General features: G+C 69.0%; 15 protein-coding genes. 9 read left to right on the forward strand and 6 right to left on the reverse strand.

The features are described 5' to 3' along the window. The first annotated feature begins 37 nt into the window (after positions 1–37). On the forward strand, positions 38–448 hold the full coding sequence (locus ABD104_RS26640) for an amidohydrolase family protein (RefSeq protein WP_343928548.1): 411 nt from the start codon (positions 38–40) through the stop codon (positions 446–448). Between the two features lie 41 nt (positions 449–489). Continuing rightward, positions 490–1,452: a Bug family tripartite tricarboxylate transporter substrate binding protein gene (locus ABD104_RS26645; protein WP_087841226.1), complete on the forward strand. Its 963-nt coding sequence runs from the start codon at positions 490–492 to the stop codon at positions 1,450–1,452. Positions 1,453–1,477: 25 nt separating this feature from the next. Here the strand turns inward: ABD104_RS26645 and ABD104_RS26650 are convergent, their stop codons facing one another. Together ABD104_RS26650 and gor are read right to left on the reverse strand one after the other, a co-directional pair. Next, positions 1,478–2,332, reverse strand: a complete 855-nt coding sequence (locus ABD104_RS26650) for a beta-keto acid cleavage family enzyme (protein ID WP_087841225.1) — start codon at positions 2,330–2,332, stop codon at positions 1,478–1,480. An 11-nt stretch (positions 2,333–2,343) separates the two neighbouring features. Continuing rightward, on the reverse strand, positions 2,344–3,699 hold the full coding sequence (gor, locus tag ABD104_RS26655) for a glutathione-disulfide reductase (RefSeq protein ID WP_343928535.1): 1,356 nt from the start codon (positions 3,697–3,699) through the stop codon (positions 2,344–2,346). Positions 3,700–3,774: 75 nt separating this feature from the next. Here gor and ABD104_RS26660 point away from each other — a divergent pair, with 75 nt between their 5' ends. The 4 genes from ABD104_RS26660 to ABD104_RS26675 all read left to right on the forward strand — a co-directional run bounded on the left by ABD104_RS26660 (position 3,775) and on the right by ABD104_RS26675 (position 7,361). Next, entirely contained in the window at positions 3,775–4,407 is a 633-nt protein-coding gene (locus tag ABD104_RS26660; protein WP_087841223.1) for a class I SAM-dependent methyltransferase, read from the forward strand. Positions 4,408–4,440: 33 nt separating this feature from the next. Beyond that, entirely contained in the window at positions 4,441–5,562 is a 1,122-nt protein-coding gene (locus ABD104_RS26665; protein WP_420495212.1) for a methyltransferase, read from the forward strand. 35 nt (positions 5,563–5,597) lie between these two features. Then, positions 5,598–5,900: a Dabb family protein gene (locus ABD104_RS26670; RefSeq protein ID WP_087841222.1), complete on the forward strand. Its 303-nt coding sequence runs from the start codon at positions 5,598–5,600 to the stop codon at positions 5,898–5,900. A gap of 249 nt (positions 5,901–6,149) precedes the next feature. After that, entirely contained in the window at positions 6,150–7,361 is a 1,212-nt protein-coding gene (locus ABD104_RS26675; protein WP_132980297.1) for a vWA domain-containing protein, read from the forward strand. A 153-nt stretch (positions 7,362–7,514) separates the two neighbouring features. Here ABD104_RS26675 and ABD104_RS26680 read toward each other — a convergent pair whose 3' ends face one another. Then, entirely contained in the window at positions 7,515–8,342 is an 828-nt protein-coding gene (locus ABD104_RS26680; protein WP_087841220.1) for an IclR family transcriptional regulator, read from the reverse strand. 137 nt (positions 8,343–8,479) lie between these two features. On the opposite strand from ABD104_RS26680, the gene hmgA reads away from it, so the two are divergent. The 3 genes from hmgA to ABD104_RS26695 are packed head-to-tail and all read left to right on the forward strand — an operon-like array spanning position 8,480 to position 12,091. After that, positions 8,480–9,811: a homogentisate 1,2-dioxygenase gene (gene hmgA / locus ABD104_RS26685; protein ID WP_087841219.1), complete on the forward strand. Its 1,332-nt coding sequence runs from the start codon at positions 8,480–8,482 to the stop codon at positions 9,809–9,811. Beyond that, entirely contained in the window at positions 9,808–11,097 is a 1,290-nt protein-coding gene (gene fahA / locus ABD104_RS26690) for a fumarylacetoacetase (protein WP_343928536.1), read from the forward strand. Before hmgA ends, fahA begins: the two co-directional genes overlap by 4 nt. A 19-nt stretch (positions 11,098–11,116) precedes the next feature. Next, positions 11,117–12,091, forward strand: a complete 975-nt coding sequence (locus ABD104_RS26695; protein ID WP_087841217.1) for a Bug family tripartite tricarboxylate transporter substrate binding protein — start codon at positions 11,117–11,119, stop codon at positions 12,089–12,091. Between the two features lie 88 nt (positions 12,092–12,179). Here ABD104_RS26695 and ABD104_RS26700 read toward each other — a convergent pair whose 3' ends face one another. The 3 genes from ABD104_RS26700 to ABD104_RS26710 form a co-directional block, all read right to left on the reverse strand. Next, complete coding sequence (locus tag ABD104_RS26700; protein WP_132980298.1) at positions 12,180–13,760, reverse strand: sulfatase family protein; 1,581 nt, start codon at positions 13,758–13,760, stop codon at positions 12,180–12,182. 32 nt (positions 13,761–13,792) lie between these two features. Continuing rightward, on the reverse strand, positions 13,793–14,764 hold the full coding sequence (locus ABD104_RS26705; protein ID WP_279818425.1) for a Bug family tripartite tricarboxylate transporter substrate binding protein: 972 nt from the start codon (positions 14,762–14,764) through the stop codon (positions 13,793–13,795). A gap of 93 nt (positions 14,765–14,857) precedes the next feature. Then, positions 14,858–15,784, reverse strand: a complete 927-nt coding sequence (locus ABD104_RS26710; RefSeq protein ID WP_087841215.1) for a LysR family transcriptional regulator — start codon at positions 15,782–15,784, stop codon at positions 14,858–14,860. Positions 15,785–15,855 lie beyond the last annotated feature (71 nt).

The following is a 15,855-nucleotide window of genomic DNA, read 5'->3' on the forward strand; positions in this document are numbered from 1 at the left end:
TTCGCGATGCTGCCTGCGATTAAAACGGCAGCATGATGTGCCCGGAGCGTTCCACTTAAAATCTCAAAATACTGTCCAAACAACCGGAGCCACCTCTCGCATCCGCGCGGACGAGGGGCTGGATTCGGCGTCCTTCGCGACGGTGATGTCGCTGCTGGACACCGACCGCTGCTGGATCAAGCTGGCCAGCCTGTATCGATTGTCCAGCCAGCCCTACCCGCACGCCGACATGCTGCCGATGATCCACCGCGTGGTGGCCGCGCGCCCCGATCGCATGATCTGGGGCAGCAACTGGCCCCATCCCATCCATACCGGCCCGATGCCCAACGACGGCGACCTGGTCGACCTCATCCCGCTCTGGGTACCCGACGCGGCCGACCGCCACCGGATGCTCGTCGACAACCCGCAGGCGCTGTACGGCTTCGAGCCTGTGCCGCGGCAGGCGTGATCCGCGCCCCTTCCCCACCATAAATATCCAGGAGACCCCCCATGCCCTTGAACCCGCGCTTCCTGCTGGCCGCGGCCATGCTTGCCGCCGGCGCGTCCGCCCACGCCGCCTATCCCGAAAAACCCATCACCTTCGTCGTTCCCTTCCCGCCGGGCGGCACGACGGACATCATCGCCCGGTCGCTGGCGGCGCGCCTGGGAACGGAACTCAAGCAGACGGTGGTCGTCGAGAACCGTCCCGGCGCCGGCGGCAACATCGGCGCGCAGGCCGTCGCACGCGCCCAGCCCGACGGCTACACGCTGCTGCTGTCCACCGCCGGCCCGCTCAGCATCAACCAGCACCTGTACAAGAACCCCGGCTACGACCCGGCCACCAGCTTCGCGCCGGTCGCCCTGGTGGCCGCGGTGCCCATCATGCTGGTGGCCAATCCGTCCGCGCCGTTCAAGACGGTGGCCGAACTGGTGGACTACGCGCGCAAGCACCCGGGCAAGCTGTCGTACGGCTCGCAGGGCAACGGCACCACCAGCCATCTCACGATGGAACTCCTGAAGACCCAGGCGGGCATCGGCATCCAGCACATTCCCTATCGCGGCAGCGCGCCGGCGGCGACCGACCTCATGGGGGGCGTGGTGCAGGTGATGTTCGACAATTCCCCCAGCACGCTGCCCTTCGTCAAGGGCGGCAAGATGCGGGCGCTGGGTGTCGCTTCGCCCAGGCGCGTGAAGGGCATGGAGGACATCCCCACCGTGGCCGAGACGCTGCCGGGCTTTGCCTCCGAAGCGTGGTTCGGCCTGGTCGCCCCGGCCTCGACGCCGGCCGCCACGGTGGACACGCTGAACAAGGCCGTCAACAAGATCCTGTCCAGCGCCGACTACAAGCAGGAACTGGCGGCCTCGGGCACCGAGCCGCTAGGCGGCACGCCGGCGGACTTCGCCAAGTACCGCAGTGCCGAAGCGGCCAAGTGGGGAGAAATCGTGCGGGCCGCGGACATCCGCCTGGATTGATCCGGCGGATGCGGCGGGCGCGAGCCTAGCGCTCGTCGCCCAGGAACAGCGCGCGCACCTGGTCCGCGGTCGCCATCCTGCGCCCCAGCGCACCGGCGACCTCGGCCACCTGCCGCACCAGCGCGGCGTTGTCGCCGGCGACGGATCCATCGCGCAAGTACAGGTTGTTCTCGAACCCCACGCGCGCATGCCCGCCCAGCGCGGCCGCCGCCGCCGCGCAGGCGTGCTCGTGGCGGCCGAACGCGCACATGGCCCATGGATGGGCATGGTCGTAGGCGGCCAGGAAAGGCAGCAGGTCGGACGGCGACGAGGTCTGGCCGGCGCTGTAGCGCCCCAGCACGAACAGCACGAACCACGGCGCGTCGGGCACCACGCCCTGGCGGCGGTAGTCCATCCAGCGTTCGACGTCGCCGGTGTCGTACAGGATGACCTGGGTCATGACCCTTTCCCGGGCCAGCCAGGAAAACAGCGAGGCGACGCGGGCATCGGCCTGCGGGCCCAGCGCGATCTCGCGCAGCCCCACGGACACGGCCTCGGGCTTGACGGCCATCACCGAGGCGACCTGTTCGTCGGGAGCGTACACGCCCGCGGCTTCCGTGGTGATCTGCACCACCAGTTCGTTGCCCACGGCCTGGCGCACGGCGCGCGTGGCGGCCAGGTAGGCCTCGGGCTCCAGGCTGTGCGACTGGTCGGCCTTGCGTACGTGCATGTGCAGCATGGCCGCGCCGGCGTCCAGGCAGCGCTTGGCGGTCTCGGCCAGTTGGCCGGGGGTGACCGGCACCGCGGCGTGGTCGGCGGTCTTCTTGTAGGCCCCGTTGGGCGCCACGGTGACGATCAGCGGGGCATCCAGGCTGGACGGGGCGGAAGCGGGCATGTTCATTTTTCCTTCTCTCAGGCGCCGACCGGCTCGCGCATGGTGACGAACTCCTCGGCCGCCGTCGGGTGCAGGCCTATGGTCTGGTCGAACTGCCGCTTGGTCGCGCCGCATTTCATCGCGATGGCCAGGCCCTGGATGATCTCGGGGCCATCGGGGCCGACCATGTGGCAGCCCACCACCCGGTCGCTGGCGTCGTCCACGACCAGCTTCATCATGGTCTGTTCGTCGCGGCCCGACAGCGTGTTCTTCATCGGCCGGAAGCGCGAACGATAGACGCGGACCTTGCCGTAGCGCTTGCGGGCATCTTCTTCGGACAGGCCGACCGTGGCCACCGGCGGCTGGCTGAATACGGCCGCGGGCACGTTCTCGGCATCGGCCTGCATGGGATTGTCGTTGTACAGCGTCTCGGCCAGGGCCCGCCCTTCGGCGATGGCCCAGGGCGTCAGGTTCAGGCGGTCGGTAACGTCGCCGACGGCGTAGATGCTGGGCACGCTGGTGCGCGACTGGCCGTCCACCTTGATCTCGCCGCGCTCGCCCAGCGCCACGCCGCAGGCCTCCAGCCCCAGGCCGCGGGTATTGGGCGCGCGGCCCGTGGCCATCATCGCCTGGTCGACCATCAAGATCTCGCCATCGTCGATCTGCACGGCGATGCGGCCGTCGCGCCGCGCCATTCCCACCACGCGGGTGTGCGGCCGGATGACGACGCCGCGCCGCTGCAGCCCTTCGGCCACGCTCTGGCGGATGTCCTGGTCGAATCCGCCCAGCACCTGGTCACGCCGGATGGCCAGGGTCACGCGCGCGCCGGCGCCGCGGAAGATGCCCGCGAATTCCAGCGCGATATAGCCGCCGCCCACGATCAGCACGTCGCCCGGAAGCTTGTCCAGCGACAGCGCCTCGTTCGAGGTGATCGCCAGTTCGATGCCGGGGATGTCGGGCAGCACGGGATGGCCGCCGGTGGCGATCATGATGCGCTCGGCCGTATGGCGCTTGCCGGCGACCTCGACCGTATGCGGGTCCACCACCACGGCCCGGCCTTCGATCAGCGTCACGCCGGCCTGGTCGAGCATCCGGCGGTAGACGCCTTCCAGGCGATCGATCTCGCGGTTCTTGGCGGCCACCAGGGCGCCCCAGTCCAGGCTCGCGTCCGGGACGCTCCAGCCGTAGCCGGCCGCGTCCTGGAAGGCATCGGCGAACTGCGAGCCGTACATCAGCAGTTTCTTGGGCACGCAGCCGCGGATGACGCAGGTCCCGCCCACCCGGCCGTCCTCGCAGATCGCCACGCGGGCGCCGTACGACGCGGCCCGGCGCGAACCGGCCACGCCGCCCGAACCGGCGCCAATGGTGATAAGGTCGTAGTCGAACGCAGGCATCAGGCAGGTCTCCGCGACAAGATCGTATACGTAGGCCCTGGATCATAACCCGCACGGCCCACGCCGCCGAACCCCATGACCGACCCCCACCGAGACATTTCCGCCCCCACGCTGGACTACTACGAACGGAACGCCGCCGCCTTCTGGGAAGGCACGCGCGACCACGACGTCGGGCAGAACATCGACGCGCTGCTGCGGCACCTCGCCGCGCCCCCGCCCCTGGCCATCCTGGACTTCGGGTGCGGGCCGGGCCGCGACCTGAAAACCTTCCGCGAGCGCGGCCACGAGGCCGTGGGCCTGGACGGCTCGCCGTCCTTCGCCGCCATGGCGCGCTCGCACAGCGGCTGCGAGGTATGGTGCCAGGACTTCCTGGCGCTGGACCTGCCCGCCGGCCGCTTCGACGGCATCTTCGCCAACGCCTCGATGTTCCACATCCCCAGCCAGGACCTGCCACGCGTGCTGGCGGCGCTGCGCGGCACGCTCAAGCCCGGCGGCGTGCTGTTCTGCTCCAACCCGCGCGGCAACAACGAGGAAGGCTGGAACCGGGGCCGCTACGGCGTCTACCACGACCTGGAGCAATGGCGCCGCTACCTGGACGCCGCCGGCTTCGACGAGCTCGAACATTACTACCGGCCCGCCGGCCTGCCCCGCGCCCAGCAACCCTGGCTCGCCACGGTCTGGCGGCGCCGGGCCGCGCCGATGGAGTAGACTCGGCCCCCTTCGCCCTTGCCTTTTCCCGCCGTGACGACTGCCGACGACATCCTGCACTGGAACGATCCCGAACCCCGCGAGGCGGCATGGCTGTCGGCCGGGGGGCATCCTCCTCCCCGGCGCGTCGCGGCCGCCGACGACCGCATGCCGGCCGACCAGGCATACCGCCTGGCCTGCGAAGGCACGGCGCTGTTGTGGCGCGGCGACTTCCAGAACGCCCGCCTGTTGCTGCAGGCCATGGCGCGGCGAGCGGACCGCCGGCCGTTCAAGCCGGGCGCGACCATCACCCAGACCTTCCATCTGTACCGGCAGGCCCAGTTGCAACGGGCACGCGTGTTGGGCATGCTGCTGGTACCCCTGGACGCGGATTTCGGCATTCCGCTGCGGCGGGCGCCCGACGTGCGGCAGGCCTGCCGGGAAGCCTACGGCGAGATCGGCCGCGACGCCGTGGTCTCGCTGCGTGAATTGCAGGGCGTGGTCGGCGCCCACGAATGGCGCAAGAAAGGCGTGCCCGTGGCGGCGCTCGGCGCCCGCATCCATCCGCATCACGGAGTCTTCTCGCCGATACGCGGCGAATACGTGGACCTGGTGGCCCAGGCGCCGCTGCCCGGCCAGGACACCGCCTTCGACATCGGCACCGGCACCGGCGTCCTGGCCGCCGTGCTGGCCCGGCGCGGCGTGCGCCGCATCGTGGCGACCGACGCCGATCCCCGCGCGCTGGCCTGCGCGCACGAGAACATCGACCGGCTCGGCGTGGCGGACCGTGTCCGCGTCGAAGCGGCCGATCTCTTCCCCCCGGGCCGCGCGCAACTCATCGTCTGCAACCCTCCCTGGGTGCCCGGCCCCGCGCACGCAGGCCTGGACCGCGCGGTCTTCGACCCCGACAGCCGCATGCTGCGCGGCTTCCTGGCCGGGCTGGCCGCACATCTGGCACCGCAAGGCGAAGGCTGGCTGATCCTGTCGGACCTGGCCGAACACCTGGGCCTGCGCTCCCGGGACGAACTGCTGTCCCTGGTGGAGAACGCCGGCCTGCGGGTGATCGACCGGATCGAGACCCGCCCCCGCCATCCCAAGGTCCGGGACGGGAACGACCCGCTGCACGCGGCCCGGGCCGCCGAAACCACGGCGCTGTGGCGGCTCGCGGCGCGCTAGACGAACCACTTCCACGCACGCACCAAGGAGCTTCCATGATCAAGCACATCGCCATGTGGCGCTTGAAACTCGAGGAAGGCGAGACCCGCGAATCGGTCTTCGCCATCATCCGCGAAACCATCGCGGCACAGCGCGGACGCATCCCGGGCCTGCTGGAATCCGAGGCGGGCCTGAACTTCAGCACGTCCAGCAAGGCGCTGGACGTCGTGGTCTACACGGTATTCACTGACCGCGACGCGCTGCAGGCCTATCACGCCCATCCGGTCCACATGGAAACGCGCGCCAGAATGGATCGCTATCTCAGCTCCGGCTGCATGGTCGACTACGAAATCGCCTGATTCCCTCGCCGCGCCCACGCCCGAGGCGCGGCTCCCCCTCCCCCTTTCGGCCTAGTTCCGGCCCGCCGTTTGCCATATTCAGCGGCCTGCGGTTCCTCCCTACCATCCCCTGCACGAACCCCTGATCCGATTCGGACCGCGGTTCAACACCAGTCCGCGTCGCACGGCCCACCCTTTTTCACCAGGATGGTCCGCGCGCCGCGCATTCATGGCATGCGCCCCCAGGGGGGGACGTCAGGGAGCACGATGATGAAACTGTTTTCCAGGAATGGATTGATGGCGCTGCTGGTCGCGGGATTCCTCGCGGGCTGCGGCGGAGACGGGGCGGTCACCTCGAGCGGCGGAGGCGACCCGGGCACCCCGCCGCCGCCCGACCCCTACGCCGACAGCACCGCCAAGCCGCCCGCGCCGATCACCGATCCCACCATCACGGCGGCCGGGTCCGTCGCCGCTAGGACCGATGGCAGCGGCCTGTTCGACATCAACATCGCGGGTTTCGCCGCGCCGACCGCCACGACCTTGTCGGCCCGGCAGTTGTCCATGCGCTCCGGTCCCAACAAGTTTGCGGCCACCCGCGCGAACCTGACGCGCGCGGGCGTTCCCGACCTGGAAGCGGATGACTTCGTCGTGGTGGAGAACGGCATCGTCAAGGGCCACACCGTGCGCCGCATCGGCGAGGATTCGACGCGAGCCAAGGCGGACGTGGTGTTCGTGTTCGACACGACGGGCAGCATGAGCGGCGCCCTCAAGAGCGTGCAGACGTCCATCATCGAGTTCGCCGACTTTCTCGGCAAGAGCGGCCTGGACGTCCAGCTGGGCGCGGTCACCTTCGGCGATGCGTTCGACACCAAGACCACCGGCTCCCCGCGCCTCGGCACGGGCAGCACCCAGCCGCCGGCCTTCGACCCGAGCGAACGCCAGGTCTTCGCGCCCACCACCGATTTCGCCAAGTTCAAGCAGTTCATCACCGAGGAAACCGCGACGGGGGGCGGCGACGGCCCCGAGAACGGAGTCGGCGCACTGCAGTTCGCCTACGACAAGACGCCCTGGCGTACCGGCGCACAACGCGTGCTGATCGTGGTCACCGATGTGGTATCGCACAACGGATCGACCTATTCCGAGGCCAGCATCAGCGGTCGCTGGATCCCTCCTCTGGCGGCCGATCTCATCACCAAGCTCAAGGGCAAGGCTGTCGTGCACGTGGTATCGCCGGCGATCGACAATCCGCGGCAGCACACCGACATGAAGGTTTTCGCGGGCGCCGCGGGCACCGGCGGAGCCTACTTCGAATGGGACGAAAAGGAATTCAGCCTGATCGACCTGCCCATCGCCGAAGTCGCGGCCGGCGGCTACATCGTCACCTATCGCGGCAAGGCGGACGGCAAGCCCAAGACCGTACGCGTGGTCATCAACAACGGCACGGACATCCGCGGGGAGATCACGCTTACGGCGGAGTATTGAGCCTCGGGGGGTCTTGAAGAGCGGAAATATTCGCAGATTCAGATTGATCACGAACCCGCGATATTGGGGATGGTACGGAGTTCGCGCCATCCTTCGCCAGGGTCATACTGGTGTTGGGTGCAGTCATTTGCCGCTCTGTCGAGCGGCTTTTTCTTATGAGGACCTGGCGGCGCCCGGGTAACCCAGGCGATGGGACAGGGTTGCGGCGGCCTGGCGGACCGCGGTGGCTATGGGGCCGGCGGGGTCGGAATCGAAGCGGGCGCTGTTGCCCAGGGCGGTGATGGCCAGCACCATGCGCGAGTCGTAGTCGAAGACGGGGGAGCTGACCGAGTCCACGCCGGGCAGGACGTCGCCGGTGACTCGGCCCAGGTGCAGCGCGCGCACGCCGTCCAGCAGTTCCGCGACTTCCCGGTCGTCCGAGGGGTATGCGCCCTCGGCCGCCCGCTCCTTCAGCTCTTCCTCGACCAGCGACGCTGTCAGCGGCGGCTCCATGAAGGCGGCGAACACCCGCCCGGTGGCCGACGACAGCAACGGCAGGACCGACCCGGGGCGCACGTTCACCATGACCGGCCGGGGCGAGTCGCGCCACTGCACCACGGTGGGCCCGCGGTTGCCCCAGACCGCCGCCAGCACGGTCTCGCCCAGCGCGTTGCTGAGCTCGTCCAGCAGCGGCGTGACCAGCCGGACGGCGTCCAGGGAGGCCAGGCTGGCCAGGCCGATGCGCAGCGCGCCGCGCCCCAGGCTGTAGCGCCCCTGCGGATCCTGCTCCACGTAGCCGCGCTTGACGAAGCTGGCCAGGTAGCGATGCACCTTGGCCGGATGCATGCCGGCCGCCAGGGCGACTTCCTTGAGCATCATGGGGCGAACGACGTCGGCGAAGGCGTCGAGCACCGTCAGGCCGGTTTCCAGCGCCTGCACTCCGCTGCCCGCGCGCGCGGGCGCCTCGTCCTCGCCCGCGTCCGTTCTTTCCTTGGTGGCCACGCCGCCCTCGCACGATTACGTTTAACGTAATCCTAGCACGCATGACGTAATTACTTGACGCCGCAGCCAACAAAAATTACGCTTAACGTAAACGTATTACTTTCAACGTAAATCCCGCTCCCCTACCGAAGACGACCATGACCACGCCTGCCCACCCCGCCGAAACCGCCGCCAGCACCGGCTACATGTCGGGCTTCGGCAATGAGTTCGCCACCGAAGCCCTGCCAGGCGCCCTGCCCGTGGGACGCAACTCCCCGCAACGCGCCCCTTACGGACTGTATGCCGAGCAATTGTCCGGCACGGCCTTCACCGCGCCGCGCAGCCACAATCGCCGGTCGTGGCTGTACCGGATACGTCCCGCCGCGGTGCACCTGCCCTTCGAACCCATGGAAAGCCCGCGCCTGGTGAGCGATTTCAGCCAGGTACCGCCGACTTCGCCCAACCAGTTGCGTTGGGATCCTCTGCCCATGCCGCAGGCGCCGACCGATTTCGTCGACGGCTGGATCACCATGGCGGGCAACGGTTCGGCCGACGCCATGCAGGGCTGCGCCATCCACCTTTACGCCGCCAACCGCTCCATGCGGGACCGCTATTTCTACAGCGCCGACGGCGAACTGCTGATCGTGCCGCAGCAAGGCCGCCTGCGCATCGCCACCGAGCTGGGCGTGATCGACCTCGAACCGCAGGAGATCGCGGTCGTGCCGCGCGGCTGCCGCTTCCAGGTGTCGCTGCCCGACGGCGAGGCACGCGGCTACATCTGCGAAAACTTCGGCGCACTGCTGCGCCTGCCGGACCTGGGGGTGATCGGCTCCAACGGCCTCGCCAACCCGCGCGACTTCCTGACGCCCCGCGCCGGCTATGAAGACCGCGAAGGCCGCTTCGAGCTGGTGGCCAAGTTCGGCGGCCGCCTCTGGCGCGCCGACATCGGCCATTCGCCGCTGGACGTCGTGGCCTGGCACGGCAACTACGCCCCCTACAAGTACGACCTGCGGCGCTTCAACACCATAGGCTCGATCAGCTACGACCATCCCGATCCGTCCATCTTCCTGGTGCTGCACGCCCCCAGCGACACCCCGGGCGTGGACTCGCTGGATTTCGTCATCTTCCCGCCGCGCTGGCTGGCGGCCGAGGACACCTTCCGCCCGCCCTGGTTCCACCGCAACGTGGCCAGCGAATTCATGGGCCTGGTGCACGGCGCCTACGATGCCAAGGCCGAGGGCTTCGTGCCGGGCGGCGCCAGCCTGCACAACTGCATGACGGGCCACGGCCCCGACGGCGACACCTTCGAGAAAGCCTCGCGCGCGGACACCTCCCGGCCGCACAAGGTCGGCGATACGATGGCGTTCATGTTCGAGACCCGCCACGTCATCAAGCCCACCCGCTACGCGCTGGACACGGCCCAATTGCAAAGCCAGTACTTCCAGTGCTGGCAGAACCTGACCAAGCATTTTTCCCCGGAGACCCGATGAACCCCGCCGATCCCACGATCGCCCCCGGCCTGAAAAGCTGGGTCGAGTCGGCCAATGCCGCCGACAGCCACTTCCCCATCCAGAACCTGCCCTACGGCGTATTCAAGCCGTCCGCGGACGCCGACGCCCGGGTGGGCGTGGCCATCGGCGACCAGATCCTGGACCTGGCCCGCCTCGAACAGACCGGCCTGCTGCGCACGCCCCGCCCCCTGTTCGCCGCGGGCAGCCTGAACGCCTTCATGGCCGCCGGCCGGGACACCTGGCGCAGCGTGCGCGGCCAGGTCAGCACGCTGCTGGCCGCCGATACCGCCACCCTGCGCGACGACGCCGCGGCGCGCGCCCGGGCGCTGGTGCCGCAGGCAGGCGCCACGTTGCTGCTGCCGGTCGAGATCCCCGGCTATACCGACTTCTATTCCTCGAAGGAACACGCGACCAACGTCGGCGCCCTGTTCCGCGATCCCAAGAACGCGCTGCTGCCGAACTGGCTGGAGATCCCCATCGGCTACAACGGCCGCGCCTCGTCGGTGGTCGTCAGCGGCACGCCCGTGCGGCGTCCCAACGGGCAGATCAAGCTTCCCGACCAGGAAAGGCCGGTGTTTTCGCCCTGCCTGAAGCTGGACTTCGAACTGGAGACCGGCTTCTTCGTCGGCGTGCCCAACGGCATGGCCGAACCGGTGTCCAGCGACGAGGCCGAATCGCGCATCTTCGGCATGGTCCTGCTGAACGACTGGAGCGCCCGCGACATCCAGGCCTGGGAATACGTGCCGCTGGGCCCCTTCAACGCCAAGGGCTTCGCCACCACCATCTCGCCCTGGGTAGTCACGATGGACGCCCTGGCCCCCTTCCGCACCCGGCAGCCCCGCCAGGAACCTGAACCCCTGCCCTACCTGCGCCACGACGGCCAGCACGCCTTCGACATCCACCTGGAAGTCTCGCTGCGCCCGCAAGGCCGGGAACAGGCCGCCACCCTCGCCGCCACCAACTTCAAGTACATGTACTGGACGATGGCTCAGCAACTGGCGCACCATACGGTGTCCGGCTGCAACACCCGGGTGGGGGACCTGATGGGATCCGGCACGATCAGCGGGCCCGACGCCGGCTCGTACGGGTCGCTGCTGGAACTTACCGTCAACGGCAAGCATCCGGTGGACATCGGCGGGGCGACCCGCGCCTTCATCGAGGACGGCGATGAAGTCATCCTGACCGGCTGGTGCCAGGGCGACGGCTACCGCGTAGGCTTCGGCTCGTGCGCCGGCACCATCCTGCCCGCTTTGCCCCAAGCATGACAATTCCAAGGAGACAAGCATGAAAAATACGTGGACGACGGCACTGGCGGCTTCGACGCTGGTCCTCTGGACCGGCGCGGCCGCGGCGGCCGACGCCTATCCCTCCAAGCCCGTCCGTTGGATCGTTCCCTACGCGGTGGGCGGCGGCTCCGACTTCCTGGCCCGCACCATCGGCGCCCAGTTGTCCGAGATCATCAAGCAGCCCGTCGTGGTCGACAACAAGCCCGGCGGCAACACGGCCATCGGCGCGGTCGAGACGGCGCGCGCCGCGCCCGACGGCTACACGGTGCTGTCGGCCGACAACGGCACGCTGGTGTTCAACCCCGCCCTGTACAAGAACCTGAGCTACAACCCCACGCGCGACCTGGCGCCCGTCACGCTCATGGGCAAGTTCCCCATGATCCTGATCGTGGGGCCGAACACCGAGTTCAAGGACGCCAAGGATTTCATCGCCAAGGTCAAGAGCCAGCCTGGCAAGTACAGCTACGCCTCGGCCGGCGCGGGCAGCCCGCACCACCTGGCCATGGAGCTCTTGAAGGAACGCACCGGCATGCGCATGCTGCACATCGCCTATCGCGGCGCCGCGCCCGCGCTGGTCGACGTGGCGGGCGGCCAGTTGCCGGCCATGATGACCGACCTCGCCGCCGGCAACGCCTTCATCAAGGGCCACAAGGTCCGTCCGCTGGCCGTGGCCAACCCCACGCGCCTGCCGCAGTTGCCCGACGTGCCTACCTTCGCGGAACTGGGCATCCAGGGCGTGGAAGCCTCGGCCCAGGTCGGCATGGTCGCCCCCGCGAACACACCGCCCGAGGTCATCGCCACGCTGCAGAAACAAGTCACCGCCGCCATCAAGACCCCGGCCGTGAACAAGAAGCTGGTCGAGTTCGGCATCGAGCCCGTCGGCAGCACGCCCCAGGAATACGCCGCCCTGGTCAAGAGCGAAAGCGACCTCTGGCAAAAACTGATCCGCGACCTCAAGATTACCCTGGACTGATTCGCTACCACCCAGGATGCGGCGGATCTGGCTTTGCCAGTCCGCTCGCATCGCCCCCTGGGGGGCGCGCGTCAGCGCGTAGGGGGGGTCATGCCAATGCGTCGGGATAGGGACTGGTGTCGATGTGATGGAGCATGTCGCGCGCCAGGGCCTGCATCATGTCGGCCTTGACCCCCGCATACCCGGCATCGTCCCACAGGTTTCTGGCCTCGATGGGATCCCGTTCCAGGTCGTACAGCTCGCCCCACTCGGCGCCGTCGTAGATCGTCAGGCGATAGCGGTCCGAACGCAGGGTACGGCAGCGGATGCGGGCGTCGAAGCCCAGGATGACGCGCTGGCCCTCTTCCTCGATCATCAGGTGTTCGCGCACGCGCTCGGCCTTGCCGGCCATGACGTCCAGCAGGCTCTTGCCCTGGATGCCATTGAAGCCGGCCACGCCCGCGCGCGCCAGGATCGTGGGCGCGACGTCGATGGTGCTGGCCAGTGCGCTGCCGGCGCCCCGCACCGGCTGCCGCGGGTCATGCCAGATGAACGGCACCCGCACCAGGCCGCGATAGTGGATGGGGCCCTTCAGCATCAACTGGTGGTCGCCCAGATAGTCGCCGTGGTCGCTGGTGAAGATCACCACCGTGTCGTTCTCCAGCCCCAGCCGCTTCAGCGCCGCCAGTACCCGGCCGATCTGGTGGTCGATGTTGGTGATCGACCCGTAGTTCAGCGCCAGCGCCTCCTTGGCCTCGCGTTCGGTGCAGGCGAAGATGGCGGGCGTATGCTTGACCGCCTTGCCGCTGTCGCGCTGCCGGTACAGCCATTCGACGTGGGGCAGCGGCGCCTCGCCGGTGTGGAAGGACGGCGGCAGCTTCATTTCGTCGGGGTCGTACATGTCCCAGTACTTGCCCGGCGGCGTGAAGGGATGGTGGGGATCGGGGAACGAGCACTGGATGAAGAACGGCTGGCCGCCGGCGCGCTCCAGGCGCTCGATGGTGCGGTCGGCGATGTAGGCGCTGGGATAGAGCTCCTCGGGCACCGCCGTGCGCCAGGCCTGGCCGAACGAGGTCAGCACGTAGTCCGGCGCGGGCGTGGCGGCCTTCGGCCCGATCAGGGCCTCCACCTCGGGATGGTGCCGGCGCAGCCATTGGCGGTAGTGGCCGTGGACGGAGTCGCTGTGATCGTCCACCAGGTCCACGTCCTCGAAGCCGTAGAACGGATAGTCGAGGTCGTAGCCCTCCTGGGTCAGCCACTTGTTGCGGTTCTCCTGGTCGTAGCGCCCGGGCCCGCGCACCTTCGCCTCGCGCGCCAGCCGGTCGGCGGGATTGGGCGGCCACGGCGGCGGATTGTCCGTCATGTTCTGGAAATGCGCCTTGCCCACCAGCGAGGTGCGGTAGCCGGCCTGGCGCAGCACGTCCACGAAGGTGGCCGATTGCAGGTCGAGCGGAATGCCGTTGTGGCGCGCGCCATGGGCCGAGGGGTAGCGCCCGGTCAGCAGGCTGGCGCGGTTGGGCATGCAGATGGGCGTGGCGACGTGCATCTCGTCGCCGCGCCAGCCGGCGGCGGCCAGCGCGTCCAGGTTGGGCGTGGCGACGACACGGTTGCCATAGGCGCCCAAATGGTCGGCGCGATGCTGGTCGGTGATGAACAACAGGAAATTGACGGGGCGTTGCGATTGCGGCATCGGGGATTCCATCGAAGCGTAGTCGGCCGGGCTCATTCGGCGGTGGCGCCGGAAATCTGCACCGCCCGCTTCCACTTGGGCATGTCGGCGGCGATCTGGCGGCCCATGTCGGCCGGGCTCATCGGGCGGGGCACCATGCCCAGCTCGGCCATGGTCTGCGCGAAACCCGGCTTGTCCAGTGCCTTGCGCACGTCGGCATTGATCCGGTCGACCACGGCGGCGGGCGTGCCGGCCGGCGCCGTCAAGCCCATCCACGAGGTCACGGACACCTCCGGCGCCACGTCCTTGAACAGCGGCACGCCGGGCAGCGTGGGGAACGGCTCGGGGTTGGCCACGGCCAGCACGCGCACCGCGCCCGACTTGATGAACGGCGCCGCGGGCGCGATGCCGCCCATCATCAGCGGCACGTGTCCGGCCGCCAGGTCGGCCATGGCGGGACCGGCACCCTTGTAGCCCACGTGCACCACGTCCAGGTGGGCGGCCGCCTTCAGCAGTTCCATGCCCATGTGATGGACCGTGCCCGACCCGGGCGAGGCATAGCTGTACTTGCCGGGCGTCTTGCGGATCAGTGCCACCGCTTCCTGGAACGTCGTCGCCGGGAACGACCGGTGCGCCAGCAGCACCACGACGTTGTCGGCCACCATCGCCACCGGCGCGAAGTCCTTGACCGGGTCGTAGGGCAGTTGCTTGAACAGAAAGCTGTTCACGCCATGCGTGTTCGAGGTCGCCATCAGCAGCGTGTAGCCGTCGGGCGCGGATTTGGCCACCGCCTCGGAGGCGATCAGGCCGGAGGCGCCGGGCTTGTTCTCGACGATGACGGTATAGCCCTGCTGCTCGGACATCACGCGCGCCAGTTGCCGCGTCATCACATCCACGGCACCGCCCGGGGCGAAAGGCACGACGATGCGCACGGGACGGGACGGAAAGGCCGCCGGCTGCGCGGCGGCGGTCGCGGCCACGGCGAATGTGGCACAGGCCGCGACGAGGATACGGGTCGCACCCATGTTGTCTCCTTGCATGATGGATTTGTGCCCGGAGTATGGATGCAAGGGCCCGGACTGGATAATGACTAATGGGCCCGCTGCCATGAATTCTGGTTATTCCGGCCGCCGGCCGACCGCCTGGGCCGCATGCCTGAGGCAGGACAGGAAATCCTCCAGCACGGGCGTCGGCATCGTGCCCGCCCGCCGCAGCACGCCCACCGTGGCCCGGCGTCCCAGCGCCAGAGGCAGGACCTTCAGCCGCTCCAGCCGGGACAGCGCCTGCACCACGGCGTCCGACATCACCGCCAGCATCTCGTCGTCCTGCAGCAGCGAGGCGATCAGCACCACCGACGAAGCCTCGATGGCGGCGCGCGGCGGCGGCTCGCCCACCGCGGCCAGGGCCAGTTCCATCTCGCGCCGCAGGGGCGTGCCCGACTGGGGCATCGCCCACGGATAGTCGCGGGCCTGGGCCCAGCTCACCTTGCGCAGCCGCGCCAGCGGGTGGCCCCGGCTGGCCACCACGCATATGCCTTCATCCAGCAGCGGCTCGGCCACGACCGCCGGATCGACCGGCGCCTCGATGCGGGACACGATGCAATCGAGCCTGCCCTCCTTGAGCTGGGGCAGCAGCTTCTCCAGCGAATTCTCGTGGACGACGGTGCAGATGCCCGGCCGCAGGCGGCGGTAGTTGCCCAGGCAGGCGGGCAGCAGTCCGCTGGTCCCGATGGGCGTGGTGCCGACCAGCAACTGCCCGTCCGAGCCGTCGCTCATCGCGCGCAGCGTCTCGCCGGTGCGTTCCAGCTCCCCCAGCACCACCCGCGCGTGCTCGACCAGCGTATCGCAGAAACGCGTGGGCACCAGCCCGCGCGAGTGCCGCTCGAACAGCTCCACGCCCAGGTCGGTTTCCAGCTCGCGCAGCCATTTGGACAGCGCGGGCTGGGTCATGTGCATCCGCGCCGCGGTCAGGCTGAGGTTGGCCGTCTCGTGAAGAGAGACCAACACATACAGTTGCCTGACACGCAGGCGTTGAATCCAGTCCATGAAACCTCCGCACCCCGACGACGCCTCATTCTGGCACAGCCGGGGGGCGGAGGCCCCGAGGGATGCGGCGG

Origin of the sequence: Pigmentiphaga daeguensis (assembly GCF_039523035.1) — a bacterium.
Taxonomy (GTDB): Bacteria; Pseudomonadota; Gammaproteobacteria; order Burkholderiales; family Burkholderiaceae_B; genus Pigmentiphaga; species Pigmentiphaga daeguensis.

What these genes read in the sequence shown, in the direction of transcription:
- ABD104_RS26645 (WP_087841226.1), top strand. Translation starts at nt 490, where the DNA reads ATGCCCTTGAACCCGCGCTTCCTGCTGGCCGCGGCCATGCTTGCCGCC.
- ABD104_RS26650 (WP_087841225.1), bottom strand. Translation starts at nt 2,332, where the DNA reads ATGAACATGCCCGCTTCCGCCCCGTCCAGCCTGGATGCCCCGCTGATC.
- gor (WP_343928535.1), bottom strand. Translation starts at nt 3,699, where the DNA reads ATGCCTGCGTTCGACTACGACCTTATCACCATTGGCGCCGGTTCGGGC.
- ABD104_RS26660 (WP_087841223.1), top strand. Translation starts at nt 3,775, where the DNA reads ATGACCGACCCCCACCGAGACATTTCCGCCCCCACGCTGGACTACTAC.
- ABD104_RS26670 (WP_087841222.1), top strand. Translation starts at nt 5,598, where the DNA reads ATGATCAAGCACATCGCCATGTGGCGCTTGAAACTCGAGGAAGGCGAG.
- ABD104_RS26675 (WP_132980297.1), top strand. Translation starts at nt 6,150, where the DNA reads ATGAAACTGTTTTCCAGGAATGGATTGATGGCGCTGCTGGTCGCGGGA.
- hmgA (WP_087841219.1), top strand. Translation starts at nt 8,480, where the DNA reads ATGACCACGCCTGCCCACCCCGCCGAAACCGCCGCCAGCACCGGCTAC.
- fahA (WP_343928536.1), top strand. Translation starts at nt 9,808, where the DNA reads ATGAACCCCGCCGATCCCACGATCGCCCCCGGCCTGAAAAGCTGGGTC.
- ABD104_RS26695 (WP_087841217.1), top strand. Translation starts at nt 11,117, where the DNA reads ATGAAAAATACGTGGACGACGGCACTGGCGGCTTCGACGCTGGTCCTC.
- ABD104_RS26700 (WP_132980298.1), bottom strand. Translation starts at nt 13,760, where the DNA reads ATGCCGCAATCGCAACGCCCCGTCAATTTCCTGTTGTTCATCACCGAC.
- ABD104_RS26705 (WP_279818425.1), bottom strand. Translation starts at nt 14,764, where the DNA reads ATGGGTGCGACCCGTATCCTCGTCGCGGCCTGTGCCACATTCGCCGTG.
- ABD104_RS26710 (WP_087841215.1), bottom strand. Translation starts at nt 15,784, where the DNA reads ATGGACTGGATTCAACGCCTGCGTGTCAGGCAACTGTATGTGTTGGTC.